This window comes from Pseudoalteromonas sp. A41-2, from assembly GCF_015767615.1.
In the GTDB taxonomy this organism is placed as follows: Bacteria; Pseudomonadota; Gammaproteobacteria; order Enterobacterales; family Alteromonadaceae; genus Pseudoalteromonas; species Pseudoalteromonas lipolytica.
On the sequence record NZ_CP065231.1, the window covers coordinates 3,352,789 to 3,374,897 of the forward strand.

The 22,109-nt window shown below is 43.1% G+C and carries 23 protein-coding genes; 12 read left to right on the forward strand and 11 right to left on the reverse strand.

Annotated features, from left to right (window positions below; all coding sequences use genetic code 11):
* The first annotated feature begins 102 nt into the window (after nt 1–102).
* On the forward strand, nt 103–1,665 hold the full coding sequence (norR, locus tag IT970_RS15110) for a nitric oxide reductase transcriptional regulator NorR (protein ID WP_036973447.1): 1,563 nt from the start codon (nt 103–105) through the stop codon (nt 1,663–1,665).
* On the opposite strand, the gene IT970_RS15115 is transcribed toward norR, so the two are convergent.
* On the reverse strand, nt 1,662–2,555 hold the full coding sequence (locus tag IT970_RS15115; RefSeq protein ID WP_036973449.1) for a LysR family transcriptional regulator: 894 nt from the start codon (nt 2,553–2,555) through the stop codon (nt 1,662–1,664). The genes norR and IT970_RS15115 overlap by 4 nt on opposite strands.
* 113 nt (nt 2,556–2,668) lie before the next feature.
* On the opposite strand from IT970_RS15115, the gene IT970_RS15120 reads away from it, so the two are divergent.
* On the forward strand, nt 2,669–3,238 hold the full coding sequence (locus IT970_RS15120) for an NADPH-dependent FMN reductase (protein WP_196857467.1): 570 nt from the start codon (nt 2,669–2,671) through the stop codon (nt 3,236–3,238).
* A 4-nt stretch (nt 3,239–3,242) separates the two neighbouring features.
* Here IT970_RS15120 and IT970_RS15125 read toward each other — a convergent pair whose 3' ends face one another.
* Nucleotides 3,243–3,689 carry a tellurite resistance TerB family protein gene (locus IT970_RS15125; RefSeq protein WP_036973451.1) on the reverse strand — a complete coding sequence of 149 codons (447 nt, stop codon included), beginning with the start codon at nt 3,687–3,689 and terminating at the stop codon, nt 3,243–3,245.
* A 168-nt stretch (nt 3,690–3,857) separates the two neighbouring features.
* On the opposite strand from IT970_RS15125, the gene IT970_RS15130 reads away from it, so the two are divergent.
* A complete protein-coding gene (locus IT970_RS15130) occupies nt 3,858–4,181 on the forward strand; it encodes a hypothetical protein (protein ID WP_371915646.1) in 324 nt (107 codons plus the stop codon).
* 74 nt (nt 4,182–4,255) lie between these two features.
* Here IT970_RS15130 and IT970_RS15135 read toward each other — a convergent pair whose 3' ends face one another.
* The 6 genes from IT970_RS15135 to fabR form a co-directional block, all read right to left on the reverse strand.
* Nucleotides 4,256–4,849, reverse strand: a complete 594-nt coding sequence (locus IT970_RS15135; RefSeq protein WP_036973454.1) for a hypothetical protein — start codon at nt 4,847–4,849, stop codon at nt 4,256–4,258.
* 129 nt (nt 4,850–4,978) lie between these two features.
* A complete protein-coding gene (gene leuD, locus IT970_RS15140) occupies nt 4,979–5,578 on the reverse strand; it encodes a 3-isopropylmalate dehydratase small subunit (protein ID WP_065979429.1) in 600 nt (199 codons plus the stop codon).
* Nucleotides 5,578–6,978, reverse strand: a complete 1,401-nt coding sequence (leuC, locus tag IT970_RS15145; RefSeq protein ID WP_036973457.1) for a 3-isopropylmalate dehydratase large subunit — start codon at nt 6,976–6,978, stop codon at nt 5,578–5,580. The genes leuD and leuC overlap by 1 nt, the downstream gene beginning before the upstream one ends.
* Before the next feature lie 57 nt (nt 6,979–7,035).
* Nucleotides 7,036–8,112: a 3-isopropylmalate dehydrogenase gene (gene leuB / locus IT970_RS15150; RefSeq protein ID WP_036973461.1), complete on the reverse strand. Its 1,077-nt coding sequence runs from the start codon at nt 8,110–8,112 to the stop codon at nt 7,036–7,038.
* On the reverse strand, nt 8,109–9,656 hold the full coding sequence (leuA, locus tag IT970_RS15155; protein ID WP_036973462.1) for a 2-isopropylmalate synthase: 1,548 nt from the start codon (nt 9,654–9,656) through the stop codon (nt 8,109–8,111). Before leuA ends, leuB begins: the two co-directional genes overlap by 4 nt.
* Before the next feature lie 370 nt (nt 9,657–10,026).
* Entirely contained in the window at nt 10,027–10,644 is a 618-nt protein-coding gene (gene fabR / locus IT970_RS15160; RefSeq protein WP_036973464.1) for an HTH-type transcriptional repressor FabR, read from the reverse strand.
* A 116-nt stretch (nt 10,645–10,760) separates the two neighbouring features.
* On the opposite strand from fabR, the gene IT970_RS15165 reads away from it, so the two are divergent.
* Nucleotides 10,761–11,894: a fatty acid desaturase gene (locus IT970_RS15165; protein WP_065979432.1), complete on the forward strand. Its 1,134-nt coding sequence runs from the start codon at nt 10,761–10,763 to the stop codon at nt 11,892–11,894.
* A gap of 13 nt (nt 11,895–11,907) precedes the next feature.
* Nucleotides 11,908–13,338, forward strand: coding sequence for a Si-specific NAD(P)(+) transhydrogenase (gene sthA, locus IT970_RS15170; protein WP_036973466.1), 1,431 nt, complete (start codon nt 11,908–11,910; stop codon nt 13,336–13,338).
* Nucleotides 13,339–13,397: 59 nt separating this feature from the next.
* On the opposite strand, the gene hemE is transcribed toward sthA, so the two are convergent.
* Nucleotides 13,398–14,462 carry a uroporphyrinogen decarboxylase gene (hemE, locus tag IT970_RS15175; RefSeq protein WP_065979433.1) on the reverse strand — a complete coding sequence of 355 codons (1,065 nt, stop codon included), beginning with the start codon at nt 14,460–14,462 and terminating at the stop codon, nt 13,398–13,400.
* Nucleotides 14,463–15,075: 613 nt separating this feature from the next.
* Here hemE and IT970_RS15180 point away from each other — a divergent pair.
* Nucleotides 15,076–15,546, forward strand: coding sequence for an Rsd/AlgQ family anti-sigma factor (locus tag IT970_RS15180; RefSeq protein WP_036973468.1), 471 nt, complete (start codon nt 15,076–15,078; stop codon nt 15,544–15,546).
* 147 nt (nt 15,547–15,693) lie between these two features.
* A complete protein-coding gene (locus tag IT970_RS15185; protein WP_176714559.1) occupies nt 15,694–16,746 on the forward strand; it encodes a S66 peptidase family protein in 1,053 nt (350 codons plus the stop codon).
* Nucleotides 16,747–16,788: 42 nt separating this feature from the next.
* On the opposite strand, the gene fkpA is transcribed toward IT970_RS15185, so the two are convergent.
* Nucleotides 16,789–17,544 carry an FKBP-type peptidyl-prolyl cis-trans isomerase gene (fkpA, locus tag IT970_RS15190; RefSeq protein ID WP_065979435.1) on the reverse strand — a complete coding sequence of 252 codons (756 nt, stop codon included), beginning with the start codon at nt 17,542–17,544 and terminating at the stop codon, nt 16,789–16,791.
* Nucleotides 17,545–17,745: 201 nt separating this feature from the next.
* Here fkpA and IT970_RS15195 point away from each other — a divergent pair, with 201 nt between their 5' ends.
* Complete coding sequence (locus tag IT970_RS15195; RefSeq protein ID WP_036973471.1) at nt 17,746–18,744, forward strand: WD40 repeat domain-containing protein; 999 nt, start codon at nt 17,746–17,748, stop codon at nt 18,742–18,744.
* Nucleotides 18,731–18,943 carry a SlyX family protein gene (locus IT970_RS15200; RefSeq protein WP_036973473.1) on the forward strand — a complete coding sequence of 71 codons (213 nt, stop codon included), beginning with the start codon at nt 18,731–18,733 and terminating at the stop codon, nt 18,941–18,943. The genes IT970_RS15195 and IT970_RS15200 overlap by 14 nt, the downstream gene beginning before the upstream one ends.
* Nucleotides 18,944–18,963: 20 nt before the next feature.
* Here IT970_RS15200 and IT970_RS15205 read toward each other — a convergent pair whose 3' ends face one another.
* Complete coding sequence (locus IT970_RS15205; RefSeq protein ID WP_036973475.1) at nt 18,964–19,167, reverse strand: YheV family putative zinc ribbon protein; 204 nt, start codon at nt 19,165–19,167, stop codon at nt 18,964–18,966.
* Between the two features lie 129 nt (nt 19,168–19,296).
* Between IT970_RS15205 and IT970_RS15210 the strand changes: the two genes are divergently transcribed.
* The 3 genes from IT970_RS15210 to IT970_RS15220 all read left to right on the forward strand — a co-directional run bounded on the left by IT970_RS15210 (nt 19,297) and on the right by IT970_RS15220 (nt 22,004).
* Entirely contained in the window at nt 19,297–21,216 is a 1,920-nt protein-coding gene (locus tag IT970_RS15210; RefSeq protein WP_065979436.1) for an ATP-binding cassette domain-containing protein, read from the forward strand.
* Nucleotides 21,203–21,619: a TIGR02444 family protein gene (locus tag IT970_RS15215; RefSeq protein WP_065979437.1), complete on the forward strand. Its 417-nt coding sequence runs from the start codon at nt 21,203–21,205 to the stop codon at nt 21,617–21,619. Before IT970_RS15210 ends, IT970_RS15215 begins: the two co-directional genes overlap by 14 nt.
* Before the next feature lie 244 nt (nt 21,620–21,863).
* Complete coding sequence (locus IT970_RS15220; RefSeq protein ID WP_074989877.1) at nt 21,864–22,004, forward strand: DUF3149 domain-containing protein; 141 nt, start codon at nt 21,864–21,866, stop codon at nt 22,002–22,004.
* Nucleotides 22,005–22,109 lie beyond the last annotated feature (105 nt).

Genomic DNA, 22,109 nt, shown 5'->3' on the forward strand with positions numbered 1-22,109 from the left:
AAAACCATTTATTTTCAATTAATTAAAAACAAATCATTGCCTTATGTGTCATAATGACTCACCATTATAAAAGACAAAATAACACATTTAGGTCAATTTGACATGACAAGCCAAAAAAGCATCCTCGATATTGCATTGGCACTTGCCCACGTAAATCCAAACAAAAACGACTTTAGCGATCTACTAAGCTGTATAAGTGAATGGATACACTGTGATGCCGTTGCCCTACTTATTAAGCAGGGCGAAACGTTAAAACCCGTCGCCCAGCGCGGCTTGTCTCAAGACACTCTTGGCAGACGCTTTGAGATAAACGAGCACCCTCGTTTATTTGAAATTTGCAGAAGCACCCAACCGCTCAAGTTTGCTAAAGAGTGTGAGCTTCCTGACCCTTATGATGGTTTATTACAAAGTCGTGAGGGGGATTTTCCTGTACATGCATGCATGGGGCTGCCCCTTTACAGTCAACAGCAAGATTCACAATTACTGGCTGTTTTAACCTTTGATAGCCTCAACGAATATGCTTTTGATGATGTCCCCCATACTCAGCTCACACAGCTTATGCAATTAGTCGCAGCACATGTTGAAACCCTCCTTACAGTGCAACATTACCAGCAACATGCACAGCACAATCACCAACTAGCTCAGCAACTTAATCTTGAGGCTTTAACCCGAGAAGGTGTTGAAATAATTGGTAATAGCCACTGTATGCAAATACTAAAAAATGATATTCAATTAGTGGCTGCATCGGAGTTTAGCGTACTGATACAAGGCGATACTGGAGTCGGGAAAGAGCTTGTTGCACGTAATATTCATCTCAATTCGAAGCGACGAGAACAACCCTTAATCCACCTTAATTGTGCTTCGTTACCTGAGAATCTGGCAGAAAGTGAATTTTTTGGGCATAGCAAAGGCGCATTTACTGGCGCCCATTCAACTCGCCAAGGTAAATTTCAACTCGCTGATGGCGGAACACTTTTTCTTGATGAAATTGGTGAATTACCCTTAGCAATGCAAAGTAAGTTGTTGCGCGTACTGCAAAGTGGCGAAGTGCAAACCGTGGGTGAAGATCAAAGTCGTTACGTTGATGTACGCGTTATTGCAGCAACAAATCGCGATTTAAAACAAGAAGTTGCTGAAGGACGTTTTCGCGCAGATCTTTATCATAGGCTGCGCGTTTACCCACTTAACGTACCCGCACTAAAAGAGCGCGAAAATGATGTGATTCTTTTGGCTGGCTTTTTTGTTGAGCAAACTGCACGCAAACTTGCTATAAAACAGCTAAAACTGGGTATCGATACGCAAATATTGCTACGCCAATATGATTGGCCTGGTAATGTGAGAGAGCTTGAACACGTGATAAGTAGAGCTGCTTTGAAAGCCAAACAACAACAATGGCAACAGAAAATCATCACCATTGAACCACAGCACTGTGATATAGAAAAACGTGCTACAAACACACACACAACGACTCAGCTTATCAATACCAATACATCCTCGCTGTCACTAAAAGAAGCTACCGATGCGTTTAGTTATCAGATGATTATGCAGCAACTAGAACAGCACAACTTAAACTGGGCAGCCACTGCCCGCACGCTTAAAGTCGACAGGGCCAACCTTGTGAGGCTGGCCAAACGCTTGGGTATTAACGTAAAAAAGTCGCTCTAGTTTTTTAATTTTTTAAAATAGGCTTTTAGTAGCTGGCTAAACGCCTGTACTTTCGCGGTGCGGTGCACCAAGTGATGTGTTACCAACCAGAGGTCGGTCGGCCAAACGAGTTCTTTTGCAAGCACAGGCACTAAATCTGGGTATTGATCTGCGACCTCATGCTGTAAACCACCAATGCCCAACCCCCTAACAATAGCACGCGTTGCTTCTGATGTTTCTGATACTCTAAGCTTGATTTGTGCGGGTGCTATGTGCTCATCAACCCAAGCAAAATAAGGCACTTTAGCGTTGTAACCAGCTACACCCGACACAAAACTATGCTGCTCTAACTGCTGTAAGGTTTTCGGCAAACCATATTTTTCAATGTAGCTTTTTGACGCATAAAACCCGGATGATAACTCAGCCAAATGCTGAGCAATATAATCTCCTTCATCAGGGCGAGGGCCTGCACGTACAGCAATATGAGCTTGACCATGGTCAAGACGTAATCGGTTTTGGTCAAGGATCACTTCAAGCCGTACTTGCGGGTGTAGGCTCTGAAACTGTTCGCACACTTCACTTAATACATCAATGAAACCACTGACCGTTGTCAATAATAAACTGCCACGCAGTTGACTGTCGGCAGCAATAATATCGTTGTGTAGCTTTTCGAGCTCTGCATTAATCGCTTTCGCTGTCGCAAAGAGCTTTGCACCTATTTCTGTCACGGTGTAACCACGCGCATGGCGATGAAATAAGCGTGCATCAAGATTCTCTTCTAAGTTATTAACCCTTCTGAGTACCGTGCTGTGATGAACACCCAAAGATTCTGCCGCGGCAGTTAATGTGCCTAGTCGTGCGACTTCATAAGCAACTTTTACATCTTGCCAATCATCAAATTGAATTGCCATAGCGCCCTCTTGTGTGCGTATATGCACATAAGTTTTGCGTTTATTTGGCTTTTCTGCAAGCTGTTTTTTGCTAAAGTTAAGGTATCAACCGTGAAGCTTAAAAGGAAGCCATCATGACAGCACCAAAAATCATTGCCCTCGCAGGCAGCTTACGTAAAGACAGCTTTAATCAAAAACTAATTAATGAAGCAGCACGCTTCGCCCTTGAAAGCGGTGCTGAAGTAGAAGTGCTTAAACTAAGCGATTTAGACTTACCACTATTCGATGAAGATATAGAAGCACAGGGTACACCTGCAGGTGCACAACGTTTAAAAGATAAACTACGTGCTGCCGACGGTATTTTATTAGCAAGCCCAGAATATAATGGCTCTATTACAGCACCTTTAAAGAATGCCATCGACTGGGCTTCGCGAACTGAGCAAGGTGCAGTGCCTGCATTTCGTAACAAAGTAACGGCACTGTTTGCGCCATCACCTGGTGGTTTAGGCGGCCTACGTGGTTTAAATCATGTACGCGATATTTTATCCGGCATCGGTAGCCTAGTATTAGCTGACCAACTTGCAGTGCCCGCTATCCACACGAAATTAGATGAACAAGGCCGCATTAACGATGCCGATACCGCCGAACAAGTTGCCAGCCTTGCACAGCAACTTGTCAGTGTCGCCAGTAAATTAAATAAGTAAGCGTTTAGCTCAACTTTGTCGCTGCTAATTTTGCAGCGATGAAGTCTTCATGAGTCACATACAGAAGACTCGCGACACGGCGAATTACTAATTCTTCATGTTTATCAAGTTCGCCATCAGCGTACGCTAAACGCCATAACAGCTCGATGATATCGATGCGCTGCTCGGCACTGCACTGAGCGTTAATTTGCTTAGAAAATTGGAAGTAATCAATCGCTTCATCTAAGTTTTTCGACGCACCTTCTACAAGCTCCAGCACTTCTTCGTCTGATAAAGAAAAGTATTTCTTTAAGGTGTTGTTCAGTGCCTGTTGCTCATCATCTTGTAACTCATTGTCAGCGCGCATCACCTCAATTAATAGTGCAGCAACAGCCGTTTTGAGGTCATGTTCGCTAATGTTAGATTGGCTGTTGTCCATTGCTGAAAAGAGCTGTTTTATTTTACTGAGCATCACATTGTCCCTTTTGGGTGTTAAACTACGTATAGATGTAACGTTACCTTAGTTTGACTATGGATGCTAATTCATGGTTCAACGATGCGATGAATTAACGCATTAATCACATGGAGTTAAGTGTTTATGAGTGGAGTTAGAAGTACACAAGCACTACTGATCAGCGCGATGATATTGATTGCGGGGTGCAGTGCTGCCCAGGCCGCAAAAGGCGAAACCGAGAAACTCTACGACTTTGATGAGAAAGTCCATTACTATCAAACCAAATTGGCAGATGGTCGTTATCATCTTGAAATTCAATCTGATGATTACCCACATTTCAAAAATCAAAGCGTCTTTTTACTGCGTCATGCTAGCCGGTTATGTAAGGACAAACCTTTTATGTTAAGAGTGACTGATGGCGTACAAGAGTACGAGCGCTTTCCTACGAAACCACGTGCCTACCAGCCACCTTTAACCGTAGTATTGCAATGTGAAGACGACGCTAATTAACCAAAAGGCTGGATAATAAATCGGTATCCAGCGGCTACTATTAATGCCAACTTCTTGAGTTTACTTGGAGCTAGTTAATCAGTGTAGCCCCACGGAGCGTTTGGAGGTGTAATCGGTTTTGTTAAGTCAAAGTCAACACGAAACTCACGACCCTCACGCACTAAACGGTAGGTGAATTGTTTTGGGTAAATATACATTTGCCACGTATTCCCCATCGACTGCGGAATACCTTGGCTTGCAAACAACTCTTTTGAATATTGATCTGCAGGAAATGACTGAGCATTCACAAAGCCAGCATCAACAGTATGACCGCCATACATTGTAGACGCATCATCGCTGCCATCTTTATGGCGATGGTCGTGCTTTAAACTCAAACCACTGCCTGTTTTAGTTATGATCCATGTACGCGACGCATCATCTCCAACATGAAATGGTACTTGCAACTCACGCTCGTTACAGTGGCGCACATGCATAATAAGCTTTTTACCTGCAAATGAGCTTGGCCCAGTGGCATTATCAACCGTAACTTTTCCCTCATACGCTTTGCCACAATGCGCTGCAATATTATTAAAAAAGCCATCATGGCTCGGTATTGACACTAACGGCGCTGGGCGTGCAATTGCCACTGATGATGCTGTCACTAGCATTGAAGCCACTAAATATTTCATGGTGTGTTCCTTAAATAAAAAATACGTGTTTTAGATTAGCGATTTATACATGACAAAGAAAGCAATCACGATAAGTAATAAATAAAAACGCGGCTTACGCCGCGTTTAGGTTCCACATGTAATACACGTTTATTGCCAAGGTCTCGTGGCTGCAAGTTGCTTTTCAAAAGCATCTATTTGGCCGTTAAGCGTCTCGGTTACTCCGATAAAATCTAGGCCACTTAATAAACGTTCTTTAATGTCATGACGAATATCAAAATGAATGGTCTCAAATTTATCGCTACGAAGTTGCTGATTTTCTAAATCTACTTCGATATGAATATCATCATGCTGTTCACTCAGTACAAATAATCGCTCAAGTGTTTCTGCCGGTAATGCGATAGCAAGCATTTGGTTATTGCCGCAGTTATTAAAGAAAATATCTGCAAAGCTTTCCGCTAAAATGACTTCAAAACCATATTGCTTTAATGCCCACGGCGCATGCTCACGCGACGAACCACAACCAAAATTATCGCGAGTTAAAAGAATTTGCGCACCTTGGTAACAAGGGCGATTCAAAATAAACTCGGGGTTTGGCTCGCCATTATCTAAGTAACGCCAATCATAAAAAAGCGCCGCATCAAAGCCATCACGACTTGTCGAAGTTAAAAACTGCTTTGGAATAATTTGGTCAGTATCTACATTGTTTTTATCTAACGGGGCCATTAAGCCACTAAAAAATACGCTCATTAGGCTTCTCCTCTGATATCAACAAAACGACCATGAATTGCAGCCGCCGCAGCCATTGCTGGGCTAACTAAGTGAGTGCGCCCACCGCGACCTTGGCGTCCTTCAAAGTTACGATTTGAGGTCGATGCACAGCGTTTACCTGCTTCTAATCGGTCGTCATTCATGGCTAAACACATTGAACACCCCGGCTCACGCCATTCAAATCCTGCCGCCTTAAAGATATCAGCAAGTCCTTCGTCTTCTGCTTGCTTTTTAACAAGGCCAGAGCCTGGAACAATCAACGCCTCTACACCGGCTGCAACTTGCTTACCTTCAACAATCTGTGCAGCGGCACGTAAGTCTTCAATACGACTATTTGTACATGAACCAATAAATACCGTATCAACCGTTGCTGAAGACAGCTTGTCACCCGCCTTTAAGCCCATGTATTTCAGCGCACTGCGAATCGCATCGGCTTTAATTAAATCAGGCTCTTGGTCTGGGTCTGGAATACACTCATCTACGCCAATAACTTGTTCGGGGCTGGTGCCCCAAGTAATTTGCGGTTGAATGTCGGCTGCTTGTAATTCAACAACATGGTCAAACTGCGCGCCCTCGTCCGTTTTTAGTGTTTGCCAATAGGCAACTGCTGCGTCAAAGTCATCGCCTTTTGGTGCAAATGGGCGACCTTTTAAGTAATCATAGGTAGTTTGATCAGGTGCAATTAAACCGGCTTTTGCGCCCATTTCAATGCTCATGTTACACAGCGTCATGCGTGCTTCCATTGACAGTGCTTCAATGCCTTCACCACAAAATTCAGCTACATACCCAGTGCCACCCGCGGTCCCTAGCTTACCAATGACCGCCATAATTAGGTCTTTCGCTGTGACTGTTGGGCGTAAACGACCATTAATTTGAATTTTTAACGACTTGGCTTTTTTCTGCTGTAAGGTTTGGGTTGCTAATACGTGCTCCACCTCTGAGGTACCAATACCGTGCGCAAGTGCACCAAACGCACCATGGGTTGAAGTATGACTGTCACCACAAACAATGGTCGTACCCGGTAAGGTAATGCCCTGCTCAGGCCCCATTACATGCACAATACCTTGATTAATCGAATTTAAATCATAAAGTTGAATACCAAACTCTTTACAGTTTGCATCCAGTGCCATTAACTGGTTTTTAGACACTTCGCTTGCAGCATCTAACGAACGGCTTTTTGTTGAAACGTTATGATCCATGGTTGCAAAGGTTTTTTCTGGGCAACGCACTTTGCGGTTTTTCTCACGCAGACCTGCAAACGCTTGTGGTGATGTTACTTCGTGAACTAAATGACGGTCGATATACAGTAAATCGGTTTGATCATTAATACTGGCGACCACATGGGCTTGCCAAATTTTATCATATAAGGTTTGGGCCACTTGCTATTCCCTCGTTTTAGCTGCACTGAATGACGAGTTCAGCGCAATCAATTTTAATTAAATACGTGCAACAATTGCTGCAGCAACATCACTGGTGGTATACCCTGCATTTGGATAGATATCAGGCGTACCCACACCGGCTTCAACCGCCTCTGCCACCGCTTTTTCGATAGTCCGTGCCGCTTCATCTTGTCCAAGCGAGTAACGCAACATAAGTGCAGCACTTAAAATTTGCGCAATCGGGTTTGCCACCCCTTTTCCTGCAATATCGGGGGCAGAGCCACCCGCAGGTTCATACAAACCAAAGCCAGACTGGTTCAAACTCGCCGATGGTAATAAGCCCATAGAGCCTGTGATCATCGCGCATTCATCCGACAAAATATCGCCAAATAGGTTATCGCAAAGTAGTACATCAAATTGGCTTGGTTGCTTCACTAATTGCATCGCCGCATTATCAACATAAATGTAATCGAGGCTTACTTCTGGGTAGTCTTTACTGACTTCGGTGACCACTTCTCGCCACAGTACACTTGACGCTAACACGTTGGCTTTATCAACCGATGTAACATGGTTACTACGTAGTTTTGCCGCTTCAAACGCAAAGCGAGCAATGCGTTCAATTTCTTTACGCGAATAGGTTTGCGTATCGAATGCGGTCTCTTGTTCGCCTTCACCGCTACGCCCTTTTTCACCAAAATAAATACCGCCCGTTAACTCACGTACACATAAAATATCAAAGCCTTGTGCGCTAATATCTGCACGAAGTGGTGAAGCTGCACTTAAGGCTGGTAGCAACTGTGCGGGGCGTAAATTACAAAACAAACCAAAATGCTTACGCAGTGGCAACAACGAAGCACGCTCAGGTTGCTCATTCGGTGGTAAGTTCTCCCATTTTGGGCCGCCTACAGAGCCAAATAAAATAGCATCAGCATTTTCACACGCAGTAAGTGTACTTTGCGGCAATGCTTGACCAAATTCATCAATCGCAGCGCCACCTATCGCATGGTGATGACGAGTCAATGTAAAACCAAACTTTTCACTTACAGCATCCAATACGGTTTCTGCTGCAGCCATTACTTCTGGACCAATGCCATCGCCTGCTAATACGGCGATGCTGTAATTAGATTGACTCATCCTGCTTTCCTTTGTTGTTTTAAATCAGACACTTTTTGTGCACGATAAATTAAGTTATACACACGGATCATGGCACGCACTGAGGCTTCAACGACATCTGCCGCAATGCCCGCACCGTGATAAGGGCGACCATCGTATTTAGCAATAATATTTACTTGGCCTAATGAACTTGCGCCTTGCCCTGTGGCTTCAAGGTTGTATTCAATCATCTCAACCGACATACCCGTTAAACGCTCAATTGCCAAAAACGAGGCTTCTACCGGGCCATTGCCCGTTGCAGCTTCTTGCTTTGATACACCGTCAATGGTCATGCCAATCGTAGAGCTGGCAACCGATTGCGAATTAGACGTTGAGTTAACAAACTCAAGTTGATACTTCTCGTCTTTATCTCTGATTTGATTGAAGTAAATCATCGCCTCTAAGTCATAGTCATACACAGTGCCTTTTTGGTCTGCTAATGCTAAAAAGCTCTCGTATAAGCTATCCATGTCGTAGTCAGACTTTTGATAACCTAACTCTTCTAAACGGTGCTCAATAACATGACGCCCTGAACGCGATGTCATGTTTAATTGATTACTGGGCACACCCACACTTTCTGGCGACATGATCTCGTAAGTATTCTGCGCTTTTAAAACGCCGTCTTGGTGAATACCCGAGCTGTGCGCAAACGCATTCTCACCAACAATGGCTTTGTTTGGCTGGACCGGCATATTACATATCTTCGCCACTTGACGAGAAGCGCGGTAAATTTCTTCACTGTGAATATCGGTATGCACTTTTAAGTGGTCTTCACGCATTTTCATGATCATCGCCACTTCTTCAAGCGAGCAGTTACCTGCACGCTCACCTATGCCGTTAATCGTACACTCAATTTGGCGAGCGCCCGCCTGCACTGCGGCAATTGAATTCGCCACTGCTAAACCTAAATCGTTATGACAATGCACACTTAAGCGCGCCTTATCGATGTTGGGCACATTATTCATTAAGTGATGGATCATCGCCGCATACTCGTCTGGCGTTACATAGCCCACGGTATCAGGTAAGTTGATGGTCGATGCACCTGCATCAATGGCCTTTTCAACGATACGGCATAAATCCCAATGTGGTGTACGGCCAGCATCTTCACACGAAAATTCCACGTCATCAGTATAGTGACGAGCAAGCTTAATCGACTTTACAGCCATGGCGGTGGCATCGTCTAAGCTCATTCGTAGTTTATGTTCAAGGTGTAATGGACTGGTTGCAATAAAGGTATGAATACGCCCTTGCTCTGCTGGGCGTAGCGCTTCACCACAGGCCTCAATGTCTTTTGCAACCGCACGCGCTAAACCACAAATAATTGGTCCTTTTACTTCGGTCGCAATACGCTGTACTGAGCGAAAATCTGCCGGGCTTGATACCGGAAAACCCACTTCCATTACATCCACGTTTAAGCGGCTAATGGTATGCGCAAGTTGAATTTTATCGTCTTCTGTTAGGCTCGCTTTAAGCGCTTGCTCACCATCACGTAACGTTGTGTCAAAAATCCAAACCTTATCTTTCATAAACTGTCCTCGTTCCCAATGACCCATTAGCGAGATAAAAAAAACCCCGCGCTTGCGGGGTTTTATAATGTTTTACAAATGCAAATACACTAAGCCCCGCCTACTCGCTTAAGCAGTAAGAGGTTTAGTTTTAATGTAATTAAACGTGTCATTTGCATCTTTATTTACTAAATGTGTGTTCAGTGAGCTGTATTTTTAACATTCAACAAACAGGCTTGCAAGCATAATTTTTCTAAAAAGTAGATTGAAAAGCGATAATAATAGAAATTTAAAACCCTTTAAACCGCACATTCTGAATAATCAATCCAAAACCCAAGTCGACAGCGTTTAATTTATCGTTTACAGCCGACTCCCGTGTTTAGATTAACTTTTAAGAATGATTGTTGTCTCGCACATACATTGTGGCGCCGCGAGCAATATAACGTAGTTGCCAAATTAGACGCTCTACTAACTCTTCTCGCTGCTGTCCTTCAATATCAAGTGCCTCAGCTCCGGCGTTAAATACTAAAGTCACCATGGCCTCCGCTTGAATATACGCATGGGTGGCATCGCATGGGGTTTCGCTTTCAAGGTAGTGAGCAAGTTCTAAGATAAAGTGTTTAATTTCACGCGCGACAGCAGCACGAAATGCCTTAGAGGTGCCAGAACGTTCACGCAGCAGCAACCTAAACTGGTTACTCGAGTTATCGATAAACTCCATAAAAGTCACAATAGATGTCGTAATGACACTGCCACCACTGGCTATTCGCCTACGTGCTTGACGCATTAATTGACGCAGCGTTAAACCCGCTTCATCTACCATGGTTAAGCCAAGTTCGTTCATGTCTTTAAAGTGACGGTAAAACGAGGTAGGCGCAATACCGGCCTCACGGGCAACTTCACGCAAGCTTAAATTAGAAAAACTATGATCCGCACTCAATTGATTAAATGCTGCTTCGATTAGTGCTTGTCGTGTTTTTTGTTTCTGTTGCGCTCTAACACCCGACATGGAAACTCCCAGCGTGAATTTTTAATGATTTTTCGGTTAATGAGACAGTCTAATACTTGACGCGGAGAGTTTGAAACACTATTTTAGCGTACAAGTGTACGCTCAGATTTTGAAAGATGAAAAAACCACCTATTATTTGGACCAACGTCCTATTCTTTAGCCTTACTTTTTTGGCTGCCGTTACTTTAGTGCCATGGTATGGAATTACCTATGGATTTACCAGCGCACATTGGATTGCATTCGTTGCGTGTATGTTTTATGCGGGTATGTCGATTACCGCAGGGTATCATCGCCTGTGGGCACACAAGACTTACGATACTCATCCAGTGATTGAAGCCTTTTTTGCCCTTGGTGGTGCATTTGCACTGCAAAACAGCGCACTGCATTGGAGTAGTGATCACCGTATTCACCATGGTCAAGTCGACGACCCTGTCAAAGACCCTTACGCTGCTACCAACGGCTTTTGGTATAGCCATATAGGCTGGATGCTACGTGACTATCAAGGTGATGAGTATGGCAACTACAACAACTGCCGAGATTTACAGAAAAATAAAGTGGTAATGTGGCAACACCGCCATTACATGAAGTTAGTATTAGCCACTAATATTGGTATTCCACTTGCACTGGGTTTAATGCTGGGTGATGTGTGGGGCATGCTATTACTTGCGGGTCTGCTACGTTTGGTATTAAGCCAACACTTTACCTTTTTTATAAATTCAGTGGCGCACATTTGGGGCTCTCGTCCATACACAGAGAAAAATACTGCTCGTGATAACGGTTTTTTAGCGTTATTCACTTATGGCGAAGGTTATCATAACTTCCACCATATTTTTGCCAGCGACTATCGTAACGGCATAAAATGGTATCACTATGACCCTACTAAGTGGATGATCCGCTCATTGGCCGCGATGGGTTTAGCCTCAAAGCTCAAACGTACACCTGTTGAACGTATTGAAAAAGCGAAAGCAGAAACCTTGATGAATAAAACCCAAGATAAGCTCGCAAAATTGCCTTTAGCCCAAGATAAGCTTACATTATTACAATCTGAGTACGAATTATTGCTGAAAAAGCTGCAACACTTTTGTGCCCTGCAAAAACGCGTGTTAGAAATCAAAAAAAATAAAATGATAAAACAATGCGAAAAATCAGCAGTAATGACACAATATCATGAGCTTGAAGCCGCTTGGGAAAACCAAAAGCAGGCTTGGCTTGCACTAAATGCGAGGTTATTAAAAGCCTCTTTTAGTTAACATAGGAGCGGCTGTGGCCAAACAAAACGTAAAGCAAAAAGATACGCCTTCGTATCAGTACGACGCGATTATCATAGGCACAGGTCCTGGCGGTGAAGGCACCGCCATGAACCTGTCTAAAAGTAACAAGAAAGTAGCTGTTATTGAGCGCCAAGAATCAGTAGGTGGCGGTTGCGTCCATTGGGGCACTATTCCTTCAAAAGCCTTACGCCACTCTGTTAGTCGTTACATTGAATACAAAGCGAACCCTCTTTTTAATATCAGCGAGCGCCCTAACCGCCTCACTTTCCCTGATATTCTTCGCCATGCTAGTAATGTCATTTCGAAACAATCTAACCTACGCAGTAGCTTTTACGACCGTAATCGTATTCATATGTACCAAGGCGATGCTGAGTTTATTGATAAACACACAGTGAAAATTACTCACATCGACGGTTCATTTGAAACATTAACTGCACAAACCATTGTTATCGCAACGGGTTCTCGCCCTTACAGGCCACCAGGCGTTGATTTTTCGCATCCACGAATTTACGACAGCGATACCATTTTAGGCCTTGAACACGACCCTCATCGCGTGCTTATTTATGGTGCAGGTGTGATTGGCTGTGAATACGCCTCTATTTTTAAAGGCTTAGGCGCGAAAGTTGACTTAGTTAACACCCGTGATCGCTTACTAGCCTTTATGGATGCTGAGATTTCAGATGCACTGAGTTACCACTTTTGGAATAGCGGCATTGTTATTCGCCATAACGAAGAGTTTGATCGCATCGAAACCCGTGATGACTGTGTCGTGATGCATTTGAAGTCGGGCAAACGTGTCAAAGCAGACTGTATTTTGTTTGCTAACGGGCGTACGGGTAATACCGACACTCTAAACCTCGATGCTGTGGGTTTAAAAGCCGATAGCCGTGGCCAGCTTAAAGTAAATGAAACATATCAAACAGAGGTTGATAACATTTATGCTGTAGGTGATGTTATTGGTTACCCAAGCCTTGCGAGTGCCGCCTTTGACCAAGGCCGTATTGCTGCTGATGCCATTGCATGTGGTAACTGCGAAGAAAAATTGATTATTGATATTCCTGCCGGTATTTATACGATTCCTGAAATGAGCTCAGTGGGTAAAACCGAACAAGAGCTTACCGCAGCTAAAATTCCATATGAAGTTGGCCGTGCACAGTTTAAGCATTTGGCACGCGCACAAATTGCCGGGACTGAGGTAGGTAGCTTAAAGATTTTATTCCATGTTGATACTAAAGAAGTGCTTGGTGTGCATTGCTTTGGTGAACGTGCGTCTGAAATTGTCCATATCGGGCAAGCAATTATGGAACAAAAGAACGGTGGTAACACCATCGATTACTTCGTAAATACAACCTTTAACTACCCAACCATGGCTGAGGCCTACCGAGTTGCTGCGTTAAATGGTTTAAATCGCTTATTTAAATAAGCGATTGAACGTATATAGAAAAGCCCGCATATTGCGGGCTTTTTTATAACTAGAGCGACTTACTTGTGATATTTAGCGCTTAACTCATGCACTGAGTTAATAAATATACCGGCATGTTCAGGGTCAACATCTGGGGTAATACCATGCCCTAAATTAAATACATGACCAGAACCTGTACCAAAGTCTTCTAAAATTGTGGCCACTTCTTGACGAATACGCTCTGGCGTACCATGCAGCATTGATGGGTCCATATTACCTTGTAGTGCCACTTTATCACCAACACGACGCTTTGCATCACCAATATTGATTGTCCAATCAAGGCCTACTGCATCACAGCCTGTTGCTGCAATTGCTTCAATCCACTGACCACCATTTTTAGTAAATAGTGTTACCGGCACTTTACGACCGTCGTACTCGCGAATTAAGCCATCAACGATTTTATGCATATACTGTAGTGAGAATTCATTGTAATCACGCGGGCTTAACACTCCCCCCCATGAATCAAAAACCATCAATGATTGCGCACCTGCTTTCACTTGTGCGTTGAGGTAATCAATCACTGAATCAGCTAATTTATCGAGTAATAGGTGTAGTGTTTGCGGTTCTGCAAACGCCATTTTTTTGATTTTCCCGAATGTTTTGCTGCTTCCACCTTCAACCATGTATGTGGCAAGTGTCCAAGGTGAACCTGAGAAGCCAATCAGTGGCACTTCACCTTTGAGTTCACGACGAATGGTGCTTACCGCATTCATCACATAGCCTAATTCATCAGTTGGATCGATATTAGGAATCTTTTTAACATCCGCTAATGATGAAATTGGGCGATCGAACTTAGGACCTTCGCCGGTTTCGAAATAAAGGCCTAATCCCATCGCATCTGGGATAGTTAAAATATCGCTGAATAGAATCGCAGCATCAAGCGGGTAACGACGTAATGGCTGTAAAGTCACTTCACAAGCAAGTTCGGCGTTTTTACATAAGCTCATAAAGTCGCCTGCTTGAGCACGTGTAGCACGGTATTCAGGTAAATAACGGCCTGCTTGGCGCATCATCCATACCGGTGTAACATCGACAGGTTGCTTTTGTAGTGCACGTAAATAACGGTCGTTTTTTAATTCGCTCATGCGTTTTAGATCCTAGAACTGAATGAAATTGCGCTGATTGTATCACCATATTGCGCCGCTCACTATGGATAGATAACCGACCCTAGACATAGATCATAGTTTTTAGCTACGCCACATAAAACCGCACAATTATTGAACGAAATTAAAATAATTTTAAAACTTTTTATTAATAAATTTGCAACATCGAAAAAAGCTTGGTATAACTTATCCCGCGCTAACAAAAACAATAATAAAAATTGTATAACAATAAGAACAAAAATCTTCCCATAACTATAAGAAAGCTTGTTTTAACAAGTCCGGAAAAAGAATTAAACCACCAATTTTGGTGGTTTTTTCTTTTCTTAATCAACAAGATACCCCCTCTACCTCATTAGATTGATAATCCAAAATAAACACTAGTAGTTTTTAATTATTTCCCATACACTGCTGTTAGAGCATAAAAGTCCAGCCTTAGACAACAGCGTAAAGAAGCAGAAAAACGCTGCTTAAATATGCGCCTCTAAGTTGGCTTTTAACAATCTGTTGCAATTAGGCACTAAGAATTTAGTTGATCTTTGTGTCATATTTCCTTCTTATATAGGGAAGGAAAACCAACTCAGCGAGGAGATGAAATATGCTGACGCGTTTGGAAAAAGCTCAACAAAAGTGGGGAGGTAGCCATTCTGTCATCGATAAATGGCTTACAGAACGTCAAGAGCTACTTGTGTTGTTTTGCCGTATTGCGGGATTTTCACCGTATGAAAAGAAAGATCACGCCCTACCTGATCAACTGCAAATCCAAAACTTTTGTCAAATACTGATGGATTACCTGTCAGCGGGACATTTCGAAGTGTATGACGACATTGCCAAGGCCTGTGAAGAAAAAGGCCCAGAAAGCCAAAAGCTAGCCAATGCGCTCTACCCACGAATTTCTGAAACTACCGATGTTGCATTAGACTTTAACGACAAATACGCTGAAGTTGACTCAGATGACTTGCTCGACGAATTTGATAAAGATTTATCAGTGCTAGGTGAAGCACTTGAGCTGCGCTTTGAATTAGAAGATGAACTAATCGATAATCTCTATTCAAACCACACCAGCTAACACAGTAAGACGGCAGCAGAGAACACTTTCTCTGCTGGAAAGTCTTGTTATCTGCCTACCTTAATAGAATGTTATATTCCATTTCATAACAAAAATTTGAAATAATTATTTTAATGCGTTACTCATAGTAAAAAAATGAGGCGCACGATGAACAAACGTACTTTCTTAAAATCTCTTTCTGTTCTTGCAGCAGGTGCAAGTTTAGCAACCAGCCAACCACTGATTGGCGCATCACACACTGCAACTCCCACTTTAGTAAAACCAAAGCCATTAAAAAAAGGGGGAACCATTGGTCTGTGCAGCCCATCAGCGGCAACCGCTGAGCACGCTGACATCATACTCGCAAAAGGTGTAATAGAAGCACTCGGCTATAAAGCAAAGCTTGCCCCTAATATTTTAGCCCGACGCGGTCATTTAGCTGGCACAGATGCACAAAGAGCGAGTGACTTAAACAGCTTATTTGCCGACCCACATGTCGATGCGATTGTGTGCTTACGGGGTGGATCGGGTGCGGCTCGCATCCTGCCACTTTTAGACTATGCAACAATTCGAAATAATCCGAAACCTCTTATGGGCTATTCTGATATCACGGCATTACATAATGCATTACTCGCTAAAGCCGGGCTTATTAGTTTTCATGGCCCTAATGCCACCAGCGATTGGAATCCATTTCATGTTGCGCAATTTAAAAACATGTTTGAACAACGTCAGTTAATGCGCTACCAAAATTTACCCAAAGCAGACGATGAACTAGTCAACAGCCAATACTTAACCCAAACCATCAATGCGGGTCAGGTCAGTGGCCGTTTAATCGGGGGGAATCTCACTGTACTCACAGCACTCGCAGGCTCTGACTACTTACCTGACTTTAATGGGGCTATTTTATTTTTAGAAGATATTGATGAAGCCCCTTATCGTATTGACCGTATGATGAGCACCCTTAAACTTATGGGCGCACTAGATAAAATAGCGGGGTTTGTATTTGGTGATTGTAATGACTGTAAGCCTGGTCGAGGCTATGGCTCATTAACCTTGGATGATATCTTTGCTGATTATATTAAGCCATTAGACATTCCGGCTTATCGCGGTGCAATGATTGGTCATATTAAACGCCAGTTTATTTTACCGGTCGGTACGGTGGTGGCACTTGATGCCGATAAAGGCACGCTGCAAATGAAAGAAACAGCATTTAGCAGCTAAAAAAAGGGCCTACTTTAGGCCCTTTTCTCATTGAGTAAAAAATTACTCTGCAGCAGCTGCTTTTTCTTCGCTTTGAATTTCAAGTAGTTCTACTTCAAACACAAGCGTTGAGTTAGCAGGGATCTTACCTAGGTCGCGCTCACCGTAAGCAAGATCAGCTGGAATAGTGAACTTGTACTTAGAGCCAACAGGCATTAACTGTAAACCTTCAGTCCAACCTGGGATCACACGGTTAAGTGGGAAAGTCGTTGGCTCATTACGTGAATAAGAGCTATCGAACTCAGTTCCATCTAGTAAAGTACCTTTGTAGTGTACTTTTACCACGTCAGTTGCAACTGGCTTTTCGCCATCACCTTGTGAAATCACTTCGTACTGTAAACCAGACTCAGTTACTGTCACGCCTTCTTTCTTCGCGTTCTCAGCTAGGTATTTTTCGCCTTCAGCTTTGCTCTGTTCAGCTTCTACTTTTGCTTTTTCTTGTTGCTTAGTACGAATGCTTTGATCAAGCGCTGTTAACACTTCACGAATTTTTTCGTCGTCTAATTTTGCGTTACCTGCAAGTGCGTCTTCAAAACCACGCTTTAATAGCGCTTCATCTAATTCAACACCTAACTCTTTTTTGTCAGCTAAGTCTTGATTCAAGAAATTACCAACAGAGGCACCGATACCGTATGCTTGTTGTTGTGCTTCAGTCTCTAGTTTAACTTCAACTTGCTGTTCTTTTTTTGCTTCTTGATTACAAGCTGTAAGCGCTAAAACTGACGCTGCAATCAATGACAATTTAATCGTCTTTCTCATTTTATATCTCCGACACACTTTGCAGTTGTCAATTATTGTATTATTACTAGTTAAAGATTAACGACCTACATGGTAGGCTGCTTGTCTAATAACTAAACTTCATGCAAACGCATGATCAGTGATTAGAATAACAACCTAGGCCTTTAATGAGCCCTAGTCTAACCTCTCAATCACGAAGAGTTAAGGGGAAATACCCGTAATATGTCGATATTTCGTACTTTTTTGTATCTGCTAAGCCTAAGCTTAGTTGTTGCCTGCTCTGAGCAACATGAGCAATCCACTGCACGTTATGAACATGCGGCTAAAGGTGCGTTTGCATCTGCTATTTCGCATGATGGCAAATACAGCGTGATCTCATCTATACACCATGGGGTCGCGCTGTGGGATAATCAACAGCAGGTATTAAAATACCAATGGTTTCAACAACAAGCTCAAGATAGCCTCGTTCACACTGTGGCAATCTCTTACGACAATAGCCATGCTGTCACCGCAGAAAAGTCCACATTTGCTGTGTGGGACATTAACTCAGGTAAAAACACGGGCTACTATAAAATACACGCCTCAACAATTAGAGATATCGCGATTAGCAACCAAGGACGCAGCGTGTTATATGGCCGCGCCGACGGTGTAGTCGTTTACCTCGACTTAGAGACCGGAAGACGCATAGAGTTCCTTGGCCACCAAGAAAAAGTGAATGTTGTTGACCTTTCACCGAATGGTCATTACGCAATCAGTGGTTCTAATGACTATGTTGCCTACTTTTGGGATACCCGTACAGGGCAAGTTATACATCGCTTTAACCACCCGACTCGCGTTACTCAAGTCGCCCTCGATCCACAAGGCCGCTATGCATTTACAGCTGACAGTATGAAGCAAGCAAATGTATGGCAACTGACTACAGGTGATCTTGTTAGCAAACTGGCGTATATTGCGCGTCAGAAAATTTTTACCGCAGTGCGTTTTAACGATGAAGGCACCTTAATCGCAACCGGGTCACCCAATCGACTTGTTGAATTATGGCAGCTAGACTCAGGTAAAAAATTGCAAACGTGGCAAGTGGTTCCTCGTGAAGGAAGTCGCCCGAAATCGGCCGTGGTGTTAGATGTTGCGTTTACTGATAACAACCAAGCGTTATTAACCGAAAGCTCCAGCGGATTCGCTGAAAGTTTTAATGTAAGAGAATCAAATGAACACAATTGAACATCGTCTAATGGAACTTGAAGCAAAAGTCGCTTTTCAAGATGAAACAATTGAAATATTAAATGATGAGCTTAAAGCGCATCAGCAACAGCTTGCAAAAATGAAGCGCCAGACTGAATTGCTTGCAGAAAAAATTAAAGAAGCACAACAACCTTCTTTAATGTCGCAGATGCATGAGCCGCCTCCGCCACATTATTAATATTGAAAAATTTAGCCGGGTTAATCGCCCGGCTTAAACACCCCAATCACTTGTTCAAACTGGCGTGTTGAGGCTTGTACTGCTTTTTCTGGCTGAGTCATTTTATGGCCACACTGCACACATTCTACTTTCTCAACATCATGCTCTTTATAAAGCATCATCGTATCCATCGCATTACACTCTGGGCATGATGCCCCTGCGATAAAGCGTTTTTTTTGTCTCATACATGATCTCCGGTGCCATTTAGGCGGCTATTTTAGCCTAATAATTCTGTGTTTGATACGATTGCGAAGCCTAATACGATCCGTGTTATGATATGCGCAATTAAAACTGTGGTGTGCAAGTAAACTTTCATGATCCAAATTTCAGACATCGAGCTTCTTCGTGGTGGTAATGCCTTATTAAAAGGTGCCTCTGCAACCTTATTCCCTGAGCATAAAGTAGGCCTAGTCGGGGCTAATGGCTGTGGTAAATCCACATTGTTCGCGCTATTAAAGTCTGAATTACAACTCGATGCTGGTGAATGCAGCATTCCTAAAGACTGGTCCATTTCTTCTGTAAAGCAAGAAACACCGGCTCTCGATATTAGTGCACTTGATTACGTACTCCAAGGCCATCCTGACTATTACACACTCAGAATCGCACTACGCGAAGCCGAGCAAAATAATGATGGCGCGGCACAAGCAAAGGCACATATTGGTCTTGAAAATATCCAAGGTTACAGCATTGAAGCAAAAGCCGGTGAACTGCTACATGGTTTAGGTTTCTCCAATGAGCAAATTGACAACCCTGTGAGTGCCTTTTCGGGGGGGTGGCGTATGCGCTTAAACTTGGCACAAGCCCTTATTCGCGATGCCGATTTATTGCTTTTAGATGAGCCAACCAACCACTTAGACCTTGATGCTGTTTACTGGTTAGAGCGCTTTTTACGCGCCTATACTGGCACACTTGTGCTTATCTCACACGACCGTGAGTTTCTCGATGCGGTGGTTGATCAAATTTGGCATATCGACCAGCAAAAAATTAATATTTATAAAGGCAATTACTCGCAATTTGAACGCCAAAAAGCAGAGCGCTTATTACAGCAACAGGCCATGTTCGAAAAGCAACAAGAACAAATTGCGCATCTTGAACAGTTTATTACTCGCTTTAAAGCCAAAGCAAGTAAAGCAAAACAAGCACAAAGCCGGGTAAAAGCACTGGAGCGTATGGAAAAGCTGGCGCCAGCACATGCTGATTCACCCTTCGATTTTGAGTTTGCTGAACCAACCGCACTACCGAACCCGCTCATGACACTTGACCAAGCCAAAGCGGGCTATGGCGATACCACCATTTTACACAGCATTAAGCTTAACCTCGTACCGGGCAGCCGTATTGCCTTGCTTGGTCGAAATGGCGCGGGTAAATCAACGCTAATAAAATTATTAGCAGGAGATCTCAAACCGCAAGCGGGCGAAGTATTCCAGCATCAAGGATTAAATATTGGCTACTTTGCGCAGCACCAACTCGAATCGCTAGATCTAAGAGCCAGTGCCGTTACGCATTTACAACGTTTAAATCCGCAGGCAACAGAGCAATCACTGCGCGACTTTTTAGGGGGCTTTGCATTTTTTGGCGATAAAGCACTTGAGCCAGTTGCTCCATTTTCGGGTGGCGAAAAAGCACGTTTAGTACTGGCTATGTTGGTGTATCAAAAGCCCAACTTACTGTTACTCGATGAGCCCACCAACCACCTTGATTTAGAAATGCGACATGCTCTTGTAATGGCTCTACAAGGTTTTGAAGGGGCAATGGTCACCGTATCGCACGATCGCCACATGTTGAAAAACACAGCCGATGAATATTACCTTGTTGATAACGGAGAAGTAACCCAGTTTGGCTATGACCTTGACGCGTACTACCAATGGTTACTCAATGCGAACAAAGAAGCTGCAAAAACAACTGAAGACAGCGCACCGAAAGCGCATTCAAGCATCAATCGTAAAGAACAAAAGCGCTTAGAAGCCGAGTTTAGAAAATCAGTGCAACCACTTAAAAAGCAAATTGAAAAGCTCGAAAAGCAACTCGATAAACACTCAGCGGAATTAGCTGAAATCGAAGATGCACTTGGCGATAACGCGCTTTATAACGATGACAACAAAGCAAAACTCAAAGAGTTACTCGCAAAACAAGCGACATTAACGCCAAAAGTAAATGACATCGAAGAAGAGCTACTGATGGCCCTTGAAGAGATGGAAGAAAAAGAACAAGCGTTTGCCGATGAACTTGCTTAACAGTGACGATTTTTGGCAATTTGCATGTCAGCTTTATAGTAAAGATGACATGCAAGCACGCCTGTTAGATTACCAAAACCAGCAAGGTAAAAACGTTAACCTGTGTCTGCTATTGTATTATTTAGATTCTCTTGGGCTTGCTTTAAACAATTCTCAACTTAATCAGCTTGAATTATGCATTATTGAATTTGACGAGCAGGTATTAAAGCCTCTACGTAAGACTCGCGCCTACCTAAAGGCCAATCAAACCGAAATTGCTGATTACGCCACGATTCGTAAAGAATTACTCAGTGCAGAATTAAAACTCGAAAAACAACAGCAACAGCTTCTTATAAACGCACTGAATACGATGACTCTAACGCCATGTTCCAATGCGAATAATATAGGATTATATATTAAGTAAAGTGGTGAGTTCGCAGTCAATCCAACGCCACTCATAGTAAGTAGTAAGCCATACCCTTAAGGCTTTATCTGAAGCAAAACGCCTCTCGATCGACTGACGTCTAATCGCTAATAGCCTATCAAACTTGATCCAAATCAACTTCTAAATCGCCTTGTGTAGCTTCAGGAAAATAGCTTGATCTGGATCATATCACCCACCCCAAAGCCAGCCTATGATTAACCCATAGACATTAGGAGGCACAACCATGAACGTATTCTTTAGAGATTTTTTTAGCGACCCCGTCTTATTTATGTCATTTGGCATTTTGGCAGTTGTTATCGTTTTATGCCTTTTTTACGTCGGATATTTCATCAAGAAAGTTCACGACGCAGAAGTTCCTAAGTAAGAATTAAGCACGACGCACAAAGCCCCCATCCAATTTTATTGTTTAGGGGCTTTTTATTTGCAACAACACAAAATTGCCACCTGTTCTAAAAAAGCAAAAACTTGC